Source organism: Polaromonas sp. C04, assembly GCF_002002705.1.
In the GTDB taxonomy this organism is placed as follows: Bacteria; Pseudomonadota; Gammaproteobacteria; order Burkholderiales; family Burkholderiaceae_C; genus Rhodoferax_A.
Window position 1 is genome coordinate 118,894 of record NZ_MUNS01000020.1, and the last position, 20,996, is coordinate 139,889.

General features: G+C 61.2%; 20 protein-coding genes. 9 read left to right on the forward strand and 11 right to left on the reverse strand.

Going from position 1 to position 20,996, the window contains the following annotated elements:
• Positions 1-6: 6 nt before the first annotated feature.
• From B0E49_RS01850 to B0E49_RS01860, 3 genes are all read right to left on the reverse strand, one after another.
• Positions 7-2,340 carry a nitric-oxide reductase large subunit gene (locus tag B0E49_RS01850; RefSeq protein WP_077560269.1) on the reverse strand — a complete coding sequence of 778 codons (2,334 nt, stop codon included), beginning with the start codon at positions 2,338-2,340 and terminating at the stop codon, positions 7-9.
• 325 nt (positions 2,341-2,665) lie between these two features.
• On the reverse strand, positions 2,666-2,893 hold the full coding sequence (locus B0E49_RS01855) for a hypothetical protein (protein ID WP_077560270.1): 228 nt from the start codon (positions 2,891-2,893) through the stop codon (positions 2,666-2,668).
• A 112-nt stretch (positions 2,894-3,005) separates the two neighbouring features.
• Positions 3,006-3,191, reverse strand: coding sequence for a CsbD family protein (locus B0E49_RS01860; RefSeq protein WP_077560271.1), 186 nt, complete (start codon positions 3,189-3,191; stop codon positions 3,006-3,008).
• A 364-nt stretch (positions 3,192-3,555) separates the two neighbouring features.
• Here B0E49_RS01860 and B0E49_RS01865 point away from each other — a divergent pair, with 364 nt between their 5' ends.
• The 3 genes from B0E49_RS01865 to B0E49_RS01875 all read left to right on the forward strand — a co-directional run bounded on the left by B0E49_RS01865 (position 3,556) and on the right by B0E49_RS01875 (position 6,004).
• Positions 3,556-4,275: a Crp/Fnr family transcriptional regulator gene (locus tag B0E49_RS01865; protein ID WP_077560272.1), complete on the forward strand. Its 720-nt coding sequence runs from the start codon at positions 3,556-3,558 to the stop codon at positions 4,273-4,275.
• 123 nt (positions 4,276-4,398) lie between these two features.
• Entirely contained in the window at positions 4,399-5,139 is a 741-nt protein-coding gene (locus B0E49_RS01870; RefSeq protein ID WP_174571051.1) for a Crp/Fnr family transcriptional regulator, read from the forward strand.
• A 172-nt stretch (positions 5,140-5,311) separates the two neighbouring features.
• On the forward strand, positions 5,312-6,004 hold the full coding sequence (locus B0E49_RS01875; RefSeq protein ID WP_077560274.1) for a Crp/Fnr family transcriptional regulator: 693 nt from the start codon (positions 5,312-5,314) through the stop codon (positions 6,002-6,004).
• On the opposite strand, the gene B0E49_RS01880 is transcribed toward B0E49_RS01875, so the two are convergent.
• A complete protein-coding gene (locus tag B0E49_RS01880; RefSeq protein ID WP_077560275.1) occupies positions 5,983-6,885 on the reverse strand; it encodes a YihY/virulence factor BrkB family protein in 903 nt (300 codons plus the stop codon). The two genes, B0E49_RS01875 and B0E49_RS01880, sit on opposite strands and share 22 nt — an antisense overlap.
• 192 nt (positions 6,886-7,077) lie before the next feature.
• On the opposite strand from B0E49_RS01880, the gene B0E49_RS01885 reads away from it, so the two are divergent.
• The 6 genes from B0E49_RS01885 to B0E49_RS01915 all read left to right on the forward strand — a co-directional run bounded on the left by B0E49_RS01885 (position 7,078) and on the right by B0E49_RS01915 (position 11,376).
• Positions 7,078-7,581, forward strand: coding sequence for a hypothetical protein (locus B0E49_RS01885; RefSeq protein ID WP_144264393.1), 504 nt, complete (start codon positions 7,078-7,080; stop codon positions 7,579-7,581).
• A gap of 141 nt (positions 7,582-7,722) precedes the next feature.
• The gene (locus tag B0E49_RS01890; RefSeq protein WP_077560277.1) at positions 7,723-8,103 is read left to right on the forward strand and encodes a hypothetical protein; all 381 of its coding nucleotides are present in this window, start codon (positions 7,723-7,725) and stop codon (positions 8,101-8,103) included.
• An 86-nt stretch (positions 8,104-8,189) separates the two neighbouring features.
• Positions 8,190-8,432, forward strand: a complete 243-nt coding sequence (locus B0E49_RS01895; protein ID WP_077560278.1) for a hypothetical protein — start codon at positions 8,190-8,192, stop codon at positions 8,430-8,432.
• A 32-nt stretch (positions 8,433-8,464) separates the two neighbouring features.
• Positions 8,465-8,620 carry a DUF3309 family protein gene (locus B0E49_RS01900; RefSeq protein ID WP_077560279.1) on the forward strand — a complete coding sequence of 52 codons (156 nt, stop codon included), beginning with the start codon at positions 8,465-8,467 and terminating at the stop codon, positions 8,618-8,620.
• A gap of 108 nt (positions 8,621-8,728) precedes the next feature.
• On the forward strand, positions 8,729-10,060 hold the full coding sequence (locus B0E49_RS01905; protein ID WP_077560280.1) for an NRAMP family divalent metal transporter: 1,332 nt from the start codon (positions 8,729-8,731) through the stop codon (positions 10,058-10,060).
• A 1,091-nt stretch (positions 10,061-11,151) separates the two neighbouring features.
• Complete coding sequence (locus tag B0E49_RS01915; protein ID WP_077560282.1) at positions 11,152-11,376, forward strand: hypothetical protein; 225 nt, start codon at positions 11,152-11,154, stop codon at positions 11,374-11,376.
• 36 nt (positions 11,377-11,412) lie between these two features.
• Here the strand turns inward: B0E49_RS01915 and B0E49_RS01920 are convergent, their stop codons facing one another.
• The 7 genes from B0E49_RS01920 to B0E49_RS01950 form a co-directional block, all read right to left on the reverse strand.
• Complete coding sequence (locus B0E49_RS01920; protein WP_077560283.1) at positions 11,413-12,105, reverse strand: Crp/Fnr family transcriptional regulator; 693 nt, start codon at positions 12,103-12,105, stop codon at positions 11,413-11,415.
• 22 nt (positions 12,106-12,127) lie between these two features.
• On the reverse strand, positions 12,128-12,988 hold the full coding sequence (locus B0E49_RS01925) for a response regulator (protein ID WP_353647338.1): 861 nt from the start codon (positions 12,986-12,988) through the stop codon (positions 12,128-12,130).
• Positions 12,963-13,544, reverse strand: a complete 582-nt coding sequence (locus B0E49_RS01930; RefSeq protein WP_077560285.1) for a chemotaxis protein CheB — start codon at positions 13,542-13,544, stop codon at positions 12,963-12,965. Before B0E49_RS01930 ends, B0E49_RS01925 begins: the two co-directional genes overlap by 26 nt.
• Positions 13,541-15,760 (reverse strand): PAS domain-containing hybrid sensor histidine kinase/response regulator, encoded by a 2,220-nt coding sequence (locus B0E49_RS01935; protein ID WP_168174982.1) that lies wholly within the window; start codon positions 15,758-15,760, stop codon positions 13,541-13,543. Before B0E49_RS01935 ends, B0E49_RS01930 begins: the two co-directional genes overlap by 4 nt.
• The gene (locus B0E49_RS01940) at positions 15,744-18,809 is read right to left on the reverse strand and encodes a chemotaxis protein CheB (RefSeq protein WP_077560287.1); all 3,066 of its coding nucleotides are present in this window, start codon (positions 18,807-18,809) and stop codon (positions 15,744-15,746) included. The genes B0E49_RS01935 and B0E49_RS01940 overlap by 17 nt, the downstream gene beginning before the upstream one ends.
• 185 nt (positions 18,810-18,994) lie before the next feature.
• Positions 18,995-19,825, reverse strand: a complete 831-nt coding sequence (locus B0E49_RS01945) for a PRC-barrel domain-containing protein (protein ID WP_077560288.1) — start codon at positions 19,823-19,825, stop codon at positions 18,995-18,997.
• 133 nt (positions 19,826-19,958) lie between these two features.
• The gene (locus B0E49_RS01950; protein WP_077560289.1) at positions 19,959-20,633 is read right to left on the reverse strand and encodes a Crp/Fnr family transcriptional regulator; all 675 of its coding nucleotides are present in this window, start codon (positions 20,631-20,633) and stop codon (positions 19,959-19,961) included.
• Between the last annotated feature and the right edge of the window lie 363 nt (positions 20,634-20,996).

Here is a 20,996-nt window from a genome sequence, read left to right on the forward strand (position 1 = left end):
CTCCCCTCAAATTGAAGTCTCCTGGTAAGCGGGCGGCAAGATGTGGGCCCCGCGCGTCATGCATATGCCAGCGTAGGCCTTGATCGCCGCGATCAATAGGGGTATGGCGCCGAAGATGATGAATACCAGGTCGCCCGGCAGACGCAGCCACTCGATCAGGCGCGCCGTGTCGGTGCCGGTGTAGGCGAGGCTGCGCGCATGCCAGTAGCCGTGCTGCACGACATCCCACACCTGCAGCACGCCTCCCGGGAACAGGCTGAGTGCCACCATCATCAACAGGCCGATGTTGGTGCCCCAGAATCCGACCTTGATGTATTTTTCGATGCCCGGCCAGCGCGCGTCGTCGCTGGTCTGGCGCAGCACGAACACCATCAGTGCGATGGCCAGCATGCCGAACACGCCCATCATCGCGGCGTGGCCGTGGTTGGGTGTGAGGATGGTGCCGACTTCGTAGTAGCTGATGATCGGCAGGTTGACGAGGAAGCCGAAGACACCCGCGCCGAGGAAATTCCAGAAGCCCACCGCGATCAGGAAATAGAAAGTCCATTTGTGCGGTACGCCGACCCGTTTGCCGCAGACATCGCAGTCGCCGCGGGTGGTGCGCACGAAATCCCAGGCATCCAGCGTCAGCAGCGTCAAGGGCACGACTTCCAGTACCGAGATCATGGCCGACATGGCCATGTTGAACTGGCTTTGCCCGGTGAAGTACCAGTGATGCCCGGTGCCGATCAGGCCGCCGCCGAAGTACAGGATGGCATCGAGGTAAATCACCCGCAGCGCCGTGTTGCGCCGGGTCAGGCCGAGCTGGAAGAACGTCAGTGCGACCACCGTGGTGGCGAAGAACTCGAAGAAGCCTTCCACCCACAAATGGATGATCCAGAAGCGCCAGGTGTCGACCACCGTGAAGTTGGTCCTGGCACCGAAGAACAGCGCCGGAACATAGAACACCGGTATTGCGAGTGCCGCGAACAGGAACATCCGCGCCAGGGGCCGCGCGTTCGGGTTGACCACCGTGCGCGGGCGCGCCAGCCACCACAGCATCGCAAACCAGCCGAGCAGGCCGGCTACCAGCAGGTATTGCCAGAAGCGGCCGATTTCCAGGTACTCCCAGCCCTGGTTGCCGAACCAGAACCACCAGTCGCCCAGCAGGCCCGACAGGCCCGCCCACTCACCGAGCAGGCTGGCCCCGATCACCAGTGCAAACGCCGCAAAGAGCAGGTTGATGGCCGGTACCAGCCAGCGCGGTTCATCGGCGCGCAGCGAGCGCCCCAGGAACAAGGCGGCAGCGACGTAGGCCGTGGCGATCCAGAAAATGGCCGTCTGCAGATGCCAGATGCGCAGCAGGTTGCTGGGGAAAATCTTCTCCAGCTGGAAGCCGTAGAAGCTGCTCGGGTCCGCGCGGAAATGAGCCACGCCGCCGCCCACCAGCGTTTGCATCAGGAACAGCAGCATCACGACCACGAAGAACTTCACCAGCGCGCGCTGGCCGCGGCTGGCCTGCCCCGGGATCACTTGCGGGTGCACATGGTGGCCGCGCGTGATCCAGCCCAGGTAGTCGAATTTGCCGAACGCCAGCAGCGCCGCACCGATGCCCCCCAACAGCACTACCAGGCTCAGCGCACTCCACAGCAAGGCACCGGCCGGCGGCAGATTGCCGACCTCGGGGTCAAACGGAAAGTTGTTCGTGTACGAGTAGTTGCTGCCCGGCCGGTCGGCCACCGAAGCCCATGCCGCCCACGTGATGAACGCCGTCAGTTGATGCAGTTCGACCGGGTCGGTGATCAGGTCGGGTTTGAGGCCGCCATTTTTTACCGGGTCGTGGAAATAGCGGGTCCAGTGCACGATCTGCTGGCGATACGCCGCTGCTTCGGGCGCGGTCAACTGCAGCGTGTCGCTGGCGGCATCAAAGCGGTTGGTTTTCAGCGTCACCGCGACTTGCGCGCGAATTGCCGCCGCCTGTACCGGCGTCAGTTCGGCCACCGGCTTGCCGTATTGCTGCTGTGCCAGCGCGGCGGCGGTGCCATCGCCGATATGGTGCAGTGCCTCGGCGGAATAGTCGGGCCCGAGGTAGGCGCCATGGCCCCAGATGGTGCCGTTGTCCATCAAGCCATAACGCAGGAACAGCGCCTGGCCGTTGCCGATGTCATCGGCGGTGAACAGCGTCGTGCCGTCGGCGTCCTTGACCTGGCCCGGTATCGGTGGCGCGTTGCGATAGGCCAGCAGGGTGATTGCCAGCAGGCCGGCAAAGCCGAGCACCAGCACGATCAGTATCGAACGCACCCACCACGGCGACAGTGGCGATTCTTCGGGCTCGTTCTTCGGTTGCGCGGCTTCGGCCATGGTTATTCCTCCGGTTCCAATTGAAAGTATCGCAGCGTATCGGCGCACCTGCGTGCGGTTTCCAGGCTGCCGGCTGCGTCCTCTTTGGTGGCCCTAGCGGTCTTCTGCTCGGCCAATAGCGTCGCCTTCAGGTCCAGATGGGCCCGCTGCTCTGTTGCCATCGGGAGCTATTTTGCTCCTCACGCGTAGAACGCCGGCACGGCCTCGATATTGCGGCTGAGTTGGTCGCGGTCGGATTCGCCTGGCTTGTTCCCGGGGGGGGCCGGCGGCGGCGCAACGCCAGGTTTGGACAGGTCCACGCGATTGGCGGGTCGGCCACCCCACACTACATTTTGTGATCGACCGGGCGAGGGCGGCGATGATCCACATCATGCTTCACGTGGTGCGCATGTATGGCAACGACACGGTGATGCGCCTCGCGTTCATGTGATTGCATCTGGCGATCGTTGCGGGCGTCCGGGTGGCCGCGCAGGTCGGGATTGTCTTGTGCTTGTGCGTAGGCGAGTGGCGCAGATGCCAGCACGAAGGCCACCAGGCCCAGTAATTTCTTCATATTGGATCCTTCAGGCAGTCGGGGCAAAAGGATGGAGAAAGTCGCCCTGCACGGCAACTTTCTCCAGCTTCGGACAAGCGGAATTTTTCATATTTTCCTGGCAGGCAGGTTCTCACCGTTTGCCGACGGCGTCCTTGACGACTTCCTTGGCGTCTCCAAGCATCTTCTCGGCCTTGCCCGCAACCTGCTTTTGCAGACCCTTCGCCTGCTGCTCCTTGCTGCCTGTCAACTTCCCGGTTTCCTCTTGAACCTTGCCGGCGATGTCTTTGATGGCGCCGTGGGTCTGGTTTTTGTTCATGGTGGTTTTCCTTGCAAAAATTGAATGAACTGCTACGCAAATGAGTCAATGGATGACTGCGAATTCATGCTAGCGAATCGCCAACGGCTCATCTGTGCGTTTGCATACATAGGCAAGGCTTTACCGGCGGTACAACTGCACAGGTCTGCGCACCGTGTCCGACCGTTTGTCCGGTAGCGAACGCTCAACACAATACAGGTGCAGCGACGCTGCCTTTCATGGCTGAGCACAAGAACCGTTCGTATGTACGGTATCGAACATAGAATGTGTTTTTGAAACCGTACACTCGCTTCCTACACTTGGAAAAACGCTTTGCAAAGGCACTCCCATGGCAGCCCCCCCCCCCGCACCACGGACTTCCGCAATGACCGTTTCCCGCGATCCCAAAAAGAATCACCTGCTCGCCGCGTTGCCCGATGCCGAATGGCAGCGTTGGCTGCCACAGCTTGAATGGGTCGAGATGCCGCTGGGCGAGGTGCTCTACGAGTCGGGCAAGACACTGGAACATGTGTACTTTCCGGCGACATCCATCGTCTCGCTGCTGTACGTGATGGAAAACGGCGCCTCGGCCGAGATTGCCGTCGTCGGCAACGAGGGACTGGTCGGTATCTCGCTGTTCATGGGCGGCGAGTCCACCCCCAGCCGTGCGGTGGTACAAAGCGCCGGCCAGGGCTTCCGGCTGAACGCGCAGGCGATGAAAGACGAATTCAGCCGCGCCGGCCCGGTAATGCACCTGCTGCTGCGCTACACGCAGGCCCTGATCACGCAAATGGCGCAGACGGCCGTGTGCAACCGGCACCATTCGCTGGACCAGCAACTGTGCCGCTGGCTGCTGCTGAGCCTGGATCGTCTGCAGGGCACTGAACTGGTGATGACGCAGGAACTCATCGCCAACATGCTCGGCGTGCGCCGCGAAGGCGTGACCGAGGGCGCGCTCAAGCTCCAGGAGGCCGGGCTGATCCGCTACGCGCGCGGGCGCATCTCGGTGCTGGACCGCCCGGGACTGGAAAAGCGCACCTGCGAGTGCTATGCCGTGGTCAAGAAGGAGTACGACCGGCTGCTTCCCGTGAAATTGGCGATATAGCCCTATAACGCGCAGGGCAGGCATCGCTGTAGGAGCGAGCCCACGCCCTAAACCGGTCATCGCCGATAGCGCGGGCGCACGCCTGCCTGGATGATGGGACTCGAAGAATACAACGAGAGCCCCATGATTGCACCACCCCGCCAACCCTGCGCGCCGCAACAAAATCAGTTGCTCGCCGCGCTGCCCGATGCCGAATGGAATCGCTGGCAGGCGGATCTGCAACTGGTGGACCTGCGGCAGGGCCAGATGTTGAGCGAGTCGGGCGCGACGCCCGTCTATGCCTACTTTCCGACCACGGCCATCGTGTCGCTGCTGTACCTGACACAGGAGGGCGCATCGACCGAGATCGCAGTGGTCGGCAACGACGGCGTGGTGGGTATCTCGCTGTTCATGGGCGGCAACGCCACGCCGAGCCAGGCCGTGGTGCAAAATGCGGGACAGGCCTACCGGCTGCCCGCGCAGGCGGTAAGGAATGAGGTCAACCGCGCCGGCCCGATGCTCGCCATCCTGCTGCGCTACACCCAGCTCATGATGGCGCAAATGGCGCAGACCGCCATCTGCAGTCGCTACCACTCCATCAATCAGCAATTGTGCCGGCGCCTGCTGCTGGGCCTGGACCGATTGCCGGCCGGGGAGCTGGTGATGACGCAGGAACTGCTGGCCAGCCTGCTGGGCGTGCGCCGCGAAAGCGTGACCGCCGCGGCGCTCAAGCTGCAACAGGCCGGCGTAATCCGCTACCGGCGCGGGCACATCCATGTGCTCGACCGCCAGCGGCTTGAGCAATTCACTTGCGAGTGCTATACGCCGGCGCGCAAGGAACACAACAGGCTAGCGTCCCTGCGGCCGGCGCCGCTCGCCGCCTGAGCGGGATATTTATTTAGGGTTGTGTGCGCTGGCAGACGGTGATGTGGCGGCGCTGCGCGCACAATCGGAACACCGATTGAGACGGTATGCAATTGATGCGGTATTCGCTAGCAGGGTGATCTTCAGCGCACCCATCCCCCTTGAGGGGCCAGCAACCTGCCGGAGCGTCAATTTGGCCACCACCGAAAACCACCTGATCGAACTGCTCCCGCGCAAAGACCGCCTGCGCCTTCTGGGCCTGTGCGAGCCTGTCCACCTGGTACTGGGGGCGGTGCTGTGCGAGCCCGCCAAGCCGACGCGCCATGCCTACTTTCCCCTCGACGGCTTTATCTCACTGGTGGCGCCGGTTGACGGCAAACCGGGTCTGGAAGTCGGTATGGTGGGGCGTGAAGGCATGCTCGGGGCGCAACTGGCCCTGGGTGTAGCGGCCGTGCCATTGCATGCACTGGTGCAAGGCCCCGGGACGGCGTGGCGCATCGGGGCCGGTGCCTTCCGGCGCGAATTGGCCCACAGTGCGTCCTTGCGACGCGTCATGGACCGTTACCTTTACGTGTTGATGGCGCAGTTGGCCACCGCCGCCGTGTGCGTGCGTTTTCATCTGATAGGCCCCCGCCTGGCGCGCTGGCTGCTGATGAGCCAGGACCGGGCACACAGCGACAGCTTTCCCGTGACCCAGGAATTCCTCGCCTACATGCTCGGTGTACGCCGCGTCGGCATCACGGCCGCCGCGGGCGCCTTGCAGCGCGACGGGCTCATCAAATACCACCGCGGGGATCTCACGGTGCTCGACCGCAGCGGCCTGGAAGCCGCCGCGTGCGGCTGCTATGCCGAGGATCGGCAGTCTTACGCCGGCGTGCTGGCCTGAGTCTGTGTTCGCACCTCGTCGTTGCTGCCTTTTCTCGACCCCAGGGTGTTCGCATACACCCAGGTGAATTCGGCGCCGATCAGGAATATCTGGGCCGAGTAATAGACCCACAGCAGGATCACCACGAGCGAGCCGGCCGCGCCGAAGCCCGAGACGATGCCGCTGCCCCCGACATACCAGCCGATCAGTGACTTGCCCAGGGTAAACAGCAGGGCCGTGAACCCGGCGCCGATCCAGACATCCTTCCATTGCACGTGCGCACGCGGCATGACCTTGTAGATCAACGCAAACAGGGCGCCCACCAGCAGGAAACCGCCCACCGCATTGGTTGTTGCCGCCACCGCGTACCACGACCCAAAAATGGGTTCCAGCCAGCGGCCCGCCGTGGCCAGTGCGGCACTTGCGACGAGCGATACGATGAGAAGGAAACCGATGGCAAGAACCATCCCGAAAGAAAGCAGGCGTGCCCGCACGAGCGCGAGCCAGCCATTCGTGCGCTGCTGCGCGGGAACGCGCCAGATGCGATCCAGTGAATTCTGCAGCTCACCGAACACCGACGTGGCACCCACGAACAGCAGCACCACGCCGGCCGCGGTGGCCGCCACGCCTTGGGCCGGCTTATGGACGCTGGCCAGCAATCCCTGCACGGCGTTCGCGCCCTGGTCGCCCATCAGTGAACGCAATTGCCCGGCGATCTCGCCGCGGGCGGCGTCCTGGCCAAATACGAGCCCCGCCACGGCAATGACGATCAGCAACAGCGGCGCCAGCGAGAACATGGTGTAGTACGCCAGCGCCGCGCCCATGCTCGGCGCGTAATCGTCAACCCATGAATTTGCGACTTGCCTGGCCAGAGTCCAGCAGGAACGGGTGTCGATATGCATGGGATGGCGCGGCAAGTGGGCGAAAAGCCCATCATCGGCGTCTTGGACACGCCCGTCCGTCAGCGAGAAGTGGCATCGGGCGTCGGAATTGGCCTACGAGGAGGACTTTGTTGGATACCGCACAGACCGGCACTCTCCTCGTCTCGTATGGTAGGGCTCCCGTACGTAGTGCCCTGCCGTACTTGAGACCCCATGCAAGCTGTTCCGATGCCTCGCTCCATTTCATTGCCAGAGACGCTCCTGGCCAGGCATGCGCCCGACGCAGCCAGCGGCCCGCACCGATGCACTCCGCAGGGCCATGCCGACCATCAGTTTGTCGCCATGCTCAACGCCTATCGAGCCAGCGGCGGACTTGGCCGGACCGGGGAGGTTTTGAAGATGCTCAAATACCATGACGAAAGCCCGGTCACAAAGCTCGCGAACTGGATCCTCAAGAGAAAAGTGATCTGCTTCGAGTGGCGTTCGCAAACGTGGCTGCCCTGGTTTCAGTTCCACCACGCCGACATGCGCCCGCAACCGGAGCTGGCGCCGGTGTTCGCGGAGTTGACCCCCGTCTTCGATCCCTGGGAACTGGCGAACTGGTTTGCGCAGCCCAATCCATGGCTTGGGAATTGCACGCCTGCCGATACGCTACACGTCAATCCACCGGGGGTCCTGCATGCCGCGCGTGCCGACCGGTTCGTTGCCGCCGGATAGGCCGGCGCGGGAGACTTTCCTACAGCCGCTTCCATGAATGTCCGACACCGCACGCGGGTGCGGCGCGTCATGATTCTCCCATTCAACTCGCGGTGTCGCGGCATCCCTTCACCCATTTCAACCCATCGCAAAGGAACACTCATGAATACCGATAACCCCCTGGAACAATCCAGCGTGTTTGCAGACCGCACCGCCCAGTCGGCCGACAAGGCCATCAAGGCGACCCAGCGTGTGGCCAATGATGCTCTGAACACTCTGGCCGGCAGCGTTGAGGATATGCGTCAGCAAGCCGCACCGCTGCTCAACCGTGCTACCCAGCAGGTCAATACATTGGCTCAGCAGGGGATGGACAGCGTTCGCGACACGTCACAACAGCTTCGTGAGCAGGCGATACGCGCGGCGGACAGTACGGTGAGCTACGTCAAGGAGGAGCCCGTCAAGGCGATGTTGATTGCGGCTGCCACCGGGGCGGCGCTGATGGCGCTGCTCAGCCTGATGATTCGTTCACGGGATCGCGGCTAGAGGCACTGCTGTCGCCAATAAACCCATGTTTTGACTCTGCCATCGACCGATCAATGTCTCGATTTTCCACTTCGAAAGGATTCCCCATGAACCGTATGCTTCTAATTTCGGCGGTACTCGTCACCCTGAGCCTGGGTGCCTGCGATAAACAACCCACGGTCGTCAATGTCCCTGCGGCCCCGGCCGCAGTGCCCGGTCCCGCGGGCCCACCAGGTGCGACCGGCGCAACCGGCGATCAGGGGAATCAAGGCAGCAAGGGCGACCCCGGCAAGACGGGTAACAGCACGGCGGTGATCGTCGTGCCGCCGGCCTCCGCGCCAGCGAACTGAGTCCAGCCTTTATCACGTCAAAGGAGAATTCCATGTTAGGCACCATACTGTTGATCGTTCTGATCGTGCTGCTGATCGGTGCCATTCCAAGCTGGCCGCACAGCAGAAGCTGGGGTTACGCGCCCAGCGGCGGGCTGGGGCTGGTAGTGATCATCGTCATCGTGCTGCTGTTGATGGGACGGCTTTGACCGGTCTTTCGCGCCTGACGGCGGCATTGGCAGACACCGCCGTGCTGGCGGCTCGGCGCCAGCACGCGCAAGCAAAGTAGCGGCGGTGCATGGCTCTGCACCTTGTCCATGCCAGCGCATTCTTCTGCGTTGGATAGTTTGGCCCCGGGAAACATAGGCACGCAGAATCAAGCTTTGGAAAATCCGGCGCAAATATCCTTGCTGGGCGGTCTCGGCGCGGGACTGATCACCGGCGCGGCCGACGATGATCCGAGTGGAATTGCCACCTATTCCCAGGTAGGCGCCGCTTACGGGTACGGTACGCTGTGGACAGTCCTCCTGGCCCTGCCATTGATGATCGGTATCCAGACGATATGCGCGCGCATCGGGCGTGTCACCGGGCAGGGTCTGGCTGCGAATATTCGTTCGCAGTGCCCGTTCGCGTTGGCGATCGGCTTCGTTTTCCTGCTATTTGTGGCCAATATCATCAACCTGTCGGCAGACATTGGCGCGATGGGGGCGGCCATGAAATTGCTGATAGGTGGCCCGGCGTTTGCCTATGCCGCCGGCTTCGCAGTGGTGTCGGTGCTGCTGCAGGTATTCATCCCGTTCGATTCGTATTCCCCGCTGCTCAAGGTCATGACGTTCAGTTTGTTTGCCTATGTCGGCACGGTCCTGGTCATCCATGTACCCTGGCTCGACGTGGCCAAGGGCACGTTCATGCCGGCTGTCGAATTCAATGCCAAATATGCAGTGGCCGTCGTTGCCGTATTCGGAACGACGATCAGCCCGTACCTGTTTTTCTGGCAGGCCTCGCAGGAGGCGAACGAAGTGCGCATCACCCCCCGGCGCAAGCCACTCAGACGGGCATCGGACCAGGGCCCGGATGCGTTGCGGCGAATCAACGTGGACACCATCACCGGGATGCTGTTTTCCGAAGTTGTCGCGTTCTTCATCATTCTGACCGCTGCGGTCGTGTTGCACGCCAATGGCAAGACCGATATCCAGACCTCATCCGATGCGGCCGCCGCATTGCTTCCTATCGCAGGCAAGTTTGCGTTCTGGCTCTTTGCCGCCGGCATCATCGGCACCGGGCTGCTCGCGCTGCCGGTGTTGGCCGGTTCGTGTGCCTACGCACTGGGCGAGACCTTCCGCTGGAAAACCGGCCTCGAGGCCAAGCCGCGCAAGGCCAAGCTGTTCTACGCCACCATCGCGCTGGCCACGCTGATTGGCATGGGGCTGAGTTTCTCGCCGATGGACCCGATCAAGATGCTGTTCTGGAGCGCGGTTATCAATGGCGTGATTGCCGTGCCGCTCATGCTGGTGATCATGTTTCTGGCGAGCCGGCGCAAGGTGATGGGCAAGTTTTCCATCCCGCTGCGACTGAAGCTCGTCGGCTGGATGGCCACCCTGGTGATGGCTGCTGCAGCGATCGTGATGTTTGTCACCTGGGGCAACTGACGCCGGGTGCTCCCGGCGGCCCTGCACCGTAATCAGCAAGCCCCAAAGAAACTGGAGCCGGCTTTGATGGAGGCCTCTCAGAATCAGTCCCGAACCTGGCAGCATCCGTAGCACCAGCGAGGTTTTGCCATGGTTTTGGTTGTCATTTCGTGAGTACCCCAATGCGCCAGGGGCCATTGAAATCTGTGCCGAATTGCGTGTTGTGTCTGTGCGTTACCGCACGGATGGGAGGCGGGGAGGCCTCGCGGGCTCGTTTTGGGTGGCTTTTGTTGGATACCGCACAGACCGATAGCCTCCTCGTCTCGTATGGTGGACTCCAGTCGGGCCCCAACCGCCCTGGAAACCCCCATGCAAACTGCTCTGATGTCCCGATCCCTTTCATCGCCGGAGATGGCCGTGGCCGGACGTGCGCCTGACGCAGCGTATGGGCCACATCGATGCTCCCGGGAGAGTTACGCCGACCAGCAGTTTGTCGCCATGCTTAACGGCTATCGAGGTTTGAACGTTCGTTACCGTACAGACGAAGGGTTATTCGTTGTGCTATACAGAAAATGCGAGGCGACATGGCGAACCGCGTGCACGGGTCGCGGCGTCCGGGAGCCGGTGCGGCGTTTGCATTACTTATTTCAGCGACAGGTGCGGCATGATTGAATCGGCACCCACACAGGGTGACAACCTGGCGCATACGGCTTCAGGAATGCCGGGTTCCGCCTCGTCTGTGTGCGCACCGTTGAATATCTCAATCGAGGATTGGGACATTTTGTTTCGTGCAGTCGAGGAACGACTCAGGCGGATGGTCTATGAGCGCCATACCGCCGCAAGTCCTGCGAGGACGCACGACCTGAGGGGGTCAGCCCAGGAAATCGTGCTGGAGTGTGTCGCGGCGCTGGACCAACTGCACGCGGCACTGACGCTTGAACGTCAGAGGCGCCGTCAACTGGAGCCGGACGTGCGGGATGTACAAGCTGCCTGGAGCCTGGCCCGTGTCGAGTTGGATGATGCACACTCCAGGAGGTAGTTTTGCTCGCGGGCTGATTTGTGTCGGCACTTCCCGCAACCACCGGGTTTTAACAATGTGAAAGGTAAAAAGAATGTTTCGAGCGATTTTGACGGCCGCCCTTGCCTTGACATTGTTTTGCGCATGTCTGCTCGGCTTGTCGCAACTCGCTTTGGCCGCGCTGGGGCGGCCACTTTCAGCGGCTGAGCTGGTTGCAGCAGCGCTCGTGCTGGTCGCCATAGCCATCGTCGTCTTGCTTCGCCGAAAAAGGCATATTCAAAGAAAATACCTGAACATGCAGGACTCGGCCCTTTGGTAGGATGGCTCCCTGGCGGTACTGCACATGGGGCAGCCGTCAGCTCCACTCCTTTTTGATCACGGCGTAGCACTCACACGCCCGGCGCTCCAGGCCGATCCGGTCCAGCACGGCAATGTGGCCCCGACGGTAGCGAATCAAACCGGCGCGCTGCAGCTTCCCGGCGGCCTCCGTAATGCCTTCCCGGCGCACCCCGAGCATATTGGCGATCAATTCCTGCGTAACCACCAGTTCGTGCGAGGGGACTCGATCAAGGACCGCCAGCAGCCAGCGGCACAGTTGCTGCTCCACCGAATGGTGCCGGTTGCATGCCGCGGTTTGGCACATCTGTGCGATCAGCGCCTGGGTGTAGCGCAGCAGCAAGCGCTGCAGCGAACCCCCGCGATTGAATTCCTGCAACAGCTTGCGGCGCTCCAGCCGATAGGCGTGGCCCGCGATGCACACCACGGCCGAGCTGGGCGTGGTGTCCCCTCCCATGAAGAGCGAAATACCCACCATGCCTTCATTGCCCACCCCCGCCGTTTCGGCCGATGCGCCGGAGGCCAGGACATAGTGCAGCGACACAATGGAGGTGGTCGGGAAATACGCATACTGCAACTGCCTGCCGGGCTCATACAGCATGGCGCCCAGCGGCAACGGCACCAGTTCCAGATGCGCTGCCAGACTGTCGAATTCCTCCGTCGGCAGGGCGGCCAGAAGGTGGTTTTGATTTGGACTATGGGGCGATGACATGGTGCCGGCTTTGCTGACCGTTCTATTTCCTGGGGGTGGTTTCCACGCCGATTCCGCGGTAGCCGGTGAAGCGGCAGGACTGGTTGAAGATCGGCTCCCCGCTGACCCGAAACTGCTGCTCCGAGCCATCGGCGTTGACGCGGCTGAAGGCGAAATCCAGAAACGGCTCGCGCGCGGCAATCTTGGCCTGAAGTATTTTTCGTTCCGTCTCGTTCCAGCCGCCAGCGTTGTCGTCGGTTGCCTTGCCCATGAGGGCCGTGGCCTCGATTCCCAGCGTCTCAAAAACCGGGCCACATACCGTGGTGAAATCCCCTGTCGCGTTCTGCTCCCAGTACCAGTCCGAGGCGAGCTCGGTCAGGCTGCGAAAGCGGGCCTCACTTTCGCGCAATTCGGCCGTGCGTTCCCGCACCGTTTGTTCCAGCAGCTGGTTGTAATTCTCAAGCGCTTTGTATAACAGCCGCACTTCCAGCATGTTGTGGATGCGCGTCTTGACTTCGAGCAGATCAAACGGCTTGCTGATGAAGTCCTTGGCGCCGGCCTGCAACGCACGCAGCTTGTACCCAGGTTCGGCAGTCAGCACGATGACGGGAAGGTACCGGTTCGCCGCATTTTTTTTGAGCCCCTCCATCACCTGGAATCCATCCATGCCGGGCATCTTCAGGTCGAGCAAAATCAGGTCGTACGCGTTTTTCTCATGCAGGGCGCAAACCTCCTCGGGATTGATCGTGGAGGCAATGCAGGCGTAGCCGGCATCACCGAGTAATTGCTCAAGCAACTGCACGTTGGACACCTGGTCGTCAACGATCAGAATGCGGGCGTTGAGAATATCGGTTGTGTTGACCATTTCAATCTCCTTGTTATTGGCGTGGACCGACTTCACCACGCGCAATGTGCGCAATTTCCCGGGCGATGTCTTCTGGCGACAGGACAAAATCGATGCAGCCGCTGGCAATGGCACTCTGCGGCATGTCGGGCTGATTCGCCGTGCTGAGTTTTTGGGCGATGGTGATGCCGCCCACCTCCTTGATGCCGCACAGGGCGGCGGCCCCATCGCCGTCATAGCCGGAGACGATCACGGCAATCAGCTTGCCGTCCCAGCAATTGGTCAGGGAGCGCAAGAAAACGGTGATGACATCGGGCCAGCCCCGAGGCTTTGATATGGGCTTTAGCAGAAACGCGCCGTCGCTGACATGCAAATCCCGATTGGCAGGGATGATGAATACATGGTCCGGCTTGACCCGCAGTCTTTCCGTGATGAGCTCAACCGGCATGGCTGTGAAGCGGGGGAGAACTTCATGCAGTTGGGTTGGCATGATGGTGATGTGGTTCACGATCACGATAGCCACCCCCATGTTTGATGGAAGATTTTGCAATAGCCGGATGTAGGCGTCCAGGCCACCGGCCGAGCCGCCCACGCAAACAATGGGGAAGTTTTTCATTGCGGCTGCCCTTCTTTGGCGGCGCGAGAAGATTGCGCTTTCGCGAACTCCAGCGCATCGTCTATCGTGGCCATAAACGCGTTGATCCTGATGGGTTTGGTGAGGTACCTGAAGAACCCCGCATCCAGACCTTTGTCTATATCGTGGGGGACGGCATCGGCACTCAGGGCAAGTACCGGAATGTGGGCCGTTGCCAGGTCCTTGCGCAAGATTTTCAGCACATCGATGCCGCTGATGTCTGGCAGATTGATGTCCATCAAAATGGCATCCGGCCGCGCGGCACGGGCCATCTCGACCCCGCTGTTGCCATCCTTTGCAGACAGCAGGCGTATATCAGGGCGACGCTCCACCAGACTCTCGACCAGCATCAGGTTGGCCGGGTTGTCCTCGACATAGAGCAGTGTGCGCACCGGCGCATTCACTTGAGGCTGCACCGGCGCCTGGGGCACATCAGTGGCCTGGGAAGCCTGCCGTCTTGTCGTCAGGTCCATTTCGATCCAGAACGTACTGCCCTTGCCGATGGTACTTTCCATGCCGATGCTGCCTCCCATCATTTCGACCAGCCGCTTGGCCATCACCAGGCCGATGCCGGTTCCCTCTTCAGCGAGTGCATCGCGCCCGAGGCGGTTGAACGGCTCAAAAAGGTGCCGGATTTTCTCCTGGCTCAAACCTTCGCCGGCGTCTTCGACACAAATCCGGATGCGCCCGCAAGAGACCTGGGTGCATTTCACCGTCACCGATCCTCCCACCCTGTTGTATTTAATCGCGTTGGATAGAAGATTCACAAGTATCTGCTTCATCCGCGTGCGGTCAGCGTTGACAAAATAGGACAGCTCCGGCGCGGGAAATGTCAGGCGGATACCGCGTTGATTCGCTTGCGTCTCGATCATGGCCGCGCATTCCCGCATGACCCCCGCCAGCGACATGGTTTCTCTCGACAGCGACAACTTGCCGGACTCGACCAGCGCCAGGTCAAGGATCCCGTTGACGAGTTCCAGCAAGTACCAGCCGGCGTGAAGAATCTGGTCGACGCTGCGCTTTTGCGAGGGGGTGGGCGCCGGGGTGCCCGATTCAATCAATTGGGCAAACCCGAGGATGGCGTTGAGCGGCGTGCGCAGCTCGTGACTCATGCTGGAGAGGAAATCCGATTTCGCGCGGTTGGCCTTGTCCGCAACGATCATCGCGCGTTCCAGGTCGGCGTTCTTGTCCTGCAACGCTTGATCCAGGAGTTTGCGCTCGGCTTCGGCCTGTATGCGCTTGGTGATGTTCTTGAAGATGACGGCAACTTTCGGGCGTTCAGGTCTACCGATCCGAAACGCGTAAAGTTCCAGTACGCGCCCGTTGGTAAGGAGTCTGCGCTCAAACCTGATCGGCGCGCCGGTCGTGCAAACATCGTTGTAGGTGACGAACCACTCCTCAGGCTCATCCGGAAACACCTCGCGGATGGTTTTCCCGATGACGTCGTTCATGCCCGATTGCATCGTGAATGCCGGGTTGACTTCCAGGTAGCGAAAATCAAACGGCTGATCCGCGTTGCCGTCGACCTTCTCGATGACACAAAAGCCTTCATCCATCAAGGTGAACAAATTGCGATAGCGCTCATCGGACTCCCGCAGGGCCTCGCCGGCCCGCGTGCGCTCGGTGACGTCACTCATGACGACGCGCAGCACGCATACGCCGTCGGCGTCGTTCTCCGCCGTCGCCTGCAGAGCGACCCAAATGGGCGCGCCATCGCTCTTGACCATCTGCAACTCGCAGCGTTGCAGTTCATCCGACGCCAGGATCTGCTTGCGGTACAGGTAGAAGCTGTCCTGGTGCGATTTGCCGATAAACCGGCTGAACCGCTGCCCGACAAGCTTGCCTCGGCCCACGCCCAGTAGCGCGGCGGCGGCGAAATTGGCTTCCAGAATCAGCCCTGCCTCGCTGACGGTGCAGTAGCCCACCGGGGCGAGGTCATAGAGGTCGAAGTAGCGCGCCCTGGCGGTGTCCAGCTGCATTTGCGTCTGCCGGAGTTCTTCGTTTTGCATCTCCAGTTCGATTTGATGCACTTGCAGTTCATGAAGCGTTTGCCGCATATCGCCAGGTGACAGGTTTTCCGGGTCTTTTGACGGCAGCGGCGCTTTTTCGCGGGCGATCTCTTCAGCCCGCTGGCGCAGCGCCTGCACCGAACCGGCCGCGGACTGGTCGCTGCCACTCGTTTTATTCGGGGCTTGCATGGCGCGCCTTCGTCGGCGGGGTGATTTTTGCTGCCAGCGTGCGCTCCGTGGTGGCAATGGCATACATCTGGCCTGACTCGTTGACCAATGCGGTGGATGTCAGCGAGACCTCCTTGATGCTCCCGTCCTTGGCGATCCGTTGGGTTTGGTAGGGCTCGAGCGTTCCAGAGTGGCTGAGCCGGTGCACGCTGGTCAGGGATTCTTGCTGCAGCGCCGCGGGAATCCGGCTGCGCACGTTCATTTTCAGGGCCTCAAGCTCGGTCCAGCCGTACATGCGCACCGCGCCGGGGTTCCAGGCGATGATGCGGCCGTCCAGATCCTGCACGGTAATGGCGTCAAACGCATCGCGCACCACCACCGCCAGGCGCGCCAGCTCATTGGCCGCGCGCAGCGCTTCGCGGGTACGAACCATCTCCGTGATGTCGACAAAGGTGATGACGGCGCCTTCAATGACATTGTCAAGCGTGCGGTAGGGCAGGATGCCCAAGGTATAGGACTTGCCTTCCGCCGTCAAAACATCGACTTCCTTGGGGAGCAGCGTTTTCAGCACGCTTTGCGTATCTGCCACCAGGTGGTCGTAGCCGACCAGGTTGGACGCAATGTGCGCGATGGGCCTGCCCACGTCGCTCAGGATCAGGTTGAGGATCGGCGTCGCCGCGGGGGTAAAGCGCAGGATGCGCAGATCGTGGTCGACAAAGACGGTGCCAATGCCGGTGCCCGCCAGCAGGTTGTTCATGTCGTTGTTGGCGCGCGACAGGTCCGTCACCTTGGTGTGCAGCTCGGTGTTCACCGTGGCCAGTTCTTCGTTGATCGACTGCAATTCTTCTTTGGAGGTCTCCAGCTCCTCGTTGGTGGACTGCAACTCTTCGTTGATCGACTGCATTTCTTCGTTGGACGACTTGAGCTCTTCGTTGGATGTCTCCAGCTCCTCATTCGCGGCATGAAGGTGTTCTTCCTGGGTCCGGATCTCTTCATGGAGCTCCGCAATCTGCGCGCCGGCATCCTTGCCGGCGATGAGGGGCAGTACGGCCTGCGGCCCCTCGTGAGCATCCGGTGCAGGCGCTTCTTCCAGAATGACCAGGAACAGGGGCGACTCCAGTGCAGCGGCAACACCCTGCGTCAGCGGGCAGACGGTGAGATTGACCCGCGTGAAGTGGCCGTTGGTTTTAACGCGCAGGCCCGGCGCGCGCACGCGCTCGTTGGTGATGGCCGCCTTGTGCAGGGCCGTGGTCAAATCTCGCCGCAACCCTTCGCGCGACATTTTCAGGATGTTGTTGATGCCCGCGTCGCCCGCGGCCGGCTCCAGGAACATACCGGTTCGGCCGTGCAGGTACAGGATGTCACCCTGGTCATTGACCAGCGCGCCGGCCGGGCTGACCTGTTGCAGCAGGGCTTGCTCGGTCAGTTCGCGCAGGGACGGCTTCCTCGTGGGGAGTGTCGTTGGCCCGGCCATCAGCGCCCGCACGCCATTCCTGGCCGTCGCGGGCGGCAGGTGCGACAGAACGCGACCCATTGCGGTGCGCTTCGAGCCCTGGAAATCCTCTTTGCTCTGATACACCTTGGCCTTGCGATCCAGCACGGCAAACAGGCCACTCAATTCACCCACGGTTTCCGATGTTCCCAAAAAAAGCATGCCGCCAGGCACCAGCGCGTAGTGAAACAGGGCAATCAGTTTCTTTTGCAAGTCGGTGCCCATATAGATCAGGACGTTGCGGCAACTGATCAGGTCCAGTTTTGAAAACGGCGGGTCCTTGATCAGGTCATGCTCGGAAAAAACCAGCATGTCGCGAAGACCTTTACGCACGCGGTAGGCGCTGCCATCGGACTCGGGGGTGAAAAAGCGCGCCAAGCGCGCTGGCGAAATATCCCCAACAATGTTGGCGGGATAAATGCCGGCGCGGGCTGTGGCAATGGCACGGCTGTCAATGTCGGTGGCGAAGAGTTGCACCTGGTAGTTTTGCGAAAGCTGATCCAGGCGCTCTTGCAGCAGGATGGCGATGGAATAGGCCTCTTCGCCGGTGGAACACCCGGCTGACCACACCCGAATCACCGCGCCGGCGGGTTTGGCGTCGAAAAGCTTGGGAATGACCTGCTTTTCAAGCACCTCGAAGGCTTCGGGGTCACGGAAAAAATTGGTCACCCCGATCAGCAGGTCGCGAAACAGCGCGTGTGCTTCGAGCGGCGTCTGCTGCAGGTACTTGACGTAACTGTCGATCGAATCGACCTGGTGGACCGCCATGCGCCGCTCGATGCGGCGGTAGATGGTGCTGGTCTTGTGCTGGGAAAAATCGTGTCCGGTCTGGGTATGCAGCAGGATGAAGATCTTTTTAAGCGCATTCTCGTTTTGAGGCGCCGCGACAGTGGCGACCCGGGGCGGCTTGCCAAATGCATGGCCAACGTAAGCCAGCAGCTGCACCGCCATCTCGGCCGGGGGGAGCTCGTAGTCCACCAGGCCGGTGGCCACGGCGCTGCGCGGCATGCCATCAAACTCGCAGGATTCGGGGTTTTGCACCATGACCATGCCACCTTCGCCCTTGATGGCCCGCACGCCCAGGGTGCCGTCGCTGCCGGTGCCCGACAGCACAATGCCGATAGCGCGCTCGCGCTGGTCCTGCGCCAGCGAGCGAAACAGGAAATCAATCGGCAGGCGGTGGCCGCGCGGCGCCGAGGGCTCGAGCAACTGCAGCGTGCCGTTCAAAAACGCCATGTCGCGATTGGGCGGAATGATGTAGGCACAGTTCACATGCACGACCATGCCGTCCTGCACCTCGAAGACCTTCATGCGCGTGGTGCGCTGCACGAGTTCAGTGAGGATGCTGGTGTGGTCGGGCGCCAGATGCTGCACCAGGACAAAGGCCATGCCGGGATCGGAGTCGGCGGGCATGCCGGAAAAGAAAGCCTCGATGGCCGCCAGCCCACCGGCCGAGGCGCCGATACCGACAATGGGAAAATCCGCAGCGGCAAGTTTGGCCGGCTCTAGCGCCTCGATGGTCTTGTCATTGCCTGGCGCCGGATGCCCCGTCGCGTTGCCCTTTTGCGTTGTCGTCATGCTCGCCCTCAATGCAACAAAAAATCTATTGGGCAATCCCAAAGGTTCAGTGTAGTCCTTATGGGTGCATCTGCTGGGGCCCGCTACGAAAAATATAGCTGACAGTGAAGTACCCATAAGGGCCATGACGTGTTTCAACTTGAAATTTTGGCCCTCACACTCAATGCGCAAGCGAAGGCATCGTGCTACTTGCGATTGATGTCGGTCTCCGTCTTCACGCCGTCCGACCAGTACCCGGCTTGCCCGTAATGTTCGTGCAGACCCTGTTCCTGCGTGCGATTGAGATCCATCGCCGCGTCGTAGGCCGGAGCGTCTTTCACGGCCTGGCGGGTCAGATCGACCGAGACCGTGCCGTCGACCCAGTTCAAGTTCATGATCCATGGCGGCGCGATGAGCACCTTGTGCCCCAGCCACCAGTTGCTGGTGTCCACAACCAGGTAACGGATGGCCCAGGTTTCCTCGTCCATGAGCAGCCCCCAGACGTGGCCGATGTCGCCGTCGCTTGCATGGATGTGATAGCCGACCACGGCATTGCAGCTGCGCAGATGAGGGTCGTCATCGCGCTGGCGCGATTCCTGCGTGCGTGCATACGCGTTGTCTTCTTCGGCGCGTTCGGCAGCGGGTGAGCCGTAGCCCTCGTAGCCGGGAAGTATCTCGTTCGGGTACATGCCGGCACCCCACAAGCCGGCGCCGCCCCAGTAGTACGGGAAGCCGTAGTAGGCGAGGTGGTCCCTTTCGTGCTGCCGCGAAACCGGCTTTTGGGTATCGATGGCCGGACTGTCCTTGACCTGTGCTTTCGTGATCGAGACGGGAAAATTCTTTTTGATCCAGTCTGGCTGCTTGATGACGATCGGTGAAATCAGCACGCTGCGATGGGCGAGCCAGCTACCCGTGTCGACCACGAGGTAGCGCACGACCCACGCCTGGTCGTCGAAATAGAAGTCCTTCACCTGGCCGACCGTGCCGTCGGTCGCGCCGATAGAGTAGTCCTCCAGGGATTTCATGCTGCGCAACATACTGGGTTCTCCTTCAAAAGTATGGAACGTCTTCGCGAGCGCCGTACAAAAATAAAAAGGCCGCGACGAAGCACTGGTAAAGCGTAAACGTGATGTACCTCTCGCGTCTGTTCGCTTGCGCACACGGCACAAACTATGCCGCCAGCTCCATCGGAAGCAAGCGGTCGTACTCCTGTTTGACCACTTCGTAACATTCACAACTGCGCTCTTCCAGACCTTTGCGGTCCAGCACCGTGATGCGGCCGCGCGCGTAGCTGATCAGCCCGGCCTTCTGCACCTTGAGTGCGGCCGCCGTCACGCCTTCGCGGCGCACGCCGAGCATGTTGGCAATCAGCTCCTGCGTCATCACCAGGTGGTTGCCCGGCAAGCGGTCCAGGCTCAGCAATAGCCAGCGGCACAGTTGCTCATCCAGGGAGTGGTGCCGGTTACAAACCGCTGTTTGTGACATTTGCGTGATCAGCGCCTGGGTATAGCGCAGCAACAAATGCGTCACCGGCCCGGATCGATCGAACTCCTCCTTAATAAACGGCGCTTTCAGCCGAAAGCCCTTGCCCGCGCTTTGCACGACGGCACGACTGGGAGTGGAATTACCTCCCATGAACAGCGAAATACCGACGATGCCCTCGTTGCCGACCACCGCGATCTCGGCCGAATCACCATTTTTCATCACGTACAGCAGCGAAACGATGGCCGAGGTTGGAAAGTACACATAGTGCTCAGTTTTGCCTGACTCATACAGCACATGGCCCAGCGGTAGATTGATCGCTTCAAGTTGCGGCAACCAGCGCTTCAACTCGGTGTCTGGCAACGCGCTGAGCAGATGATTCAGTTTTATTTCGTGCGAATGGGCAGTCGCGGATCCCCGGTGAGGGGCTGCCGGCGTGGTGCCGGCCCGAATCTTCGTTTTTGGGGGAGAAATAGGCATCGCGAACCTTCGAGGTGAGCCTAGCTCCAGTGATTGTCGCAACGACACTCTTGAATAGACTTCGTCCTGAATATAGAAGCCTAAGTCCGCTTTGTATGTGCGATAGCGAACATGGTGTCATTGCGCCGCTGGGTGGTGTTCACCTGGGTCTGGCCCGCAGTGTCTCCTCGAACGCACAAATCGTTCCCCGTGTGTGGGCTACCGCACAGACTCTCCTGTAGGAACACTGAACACTGCAGGCCGCGA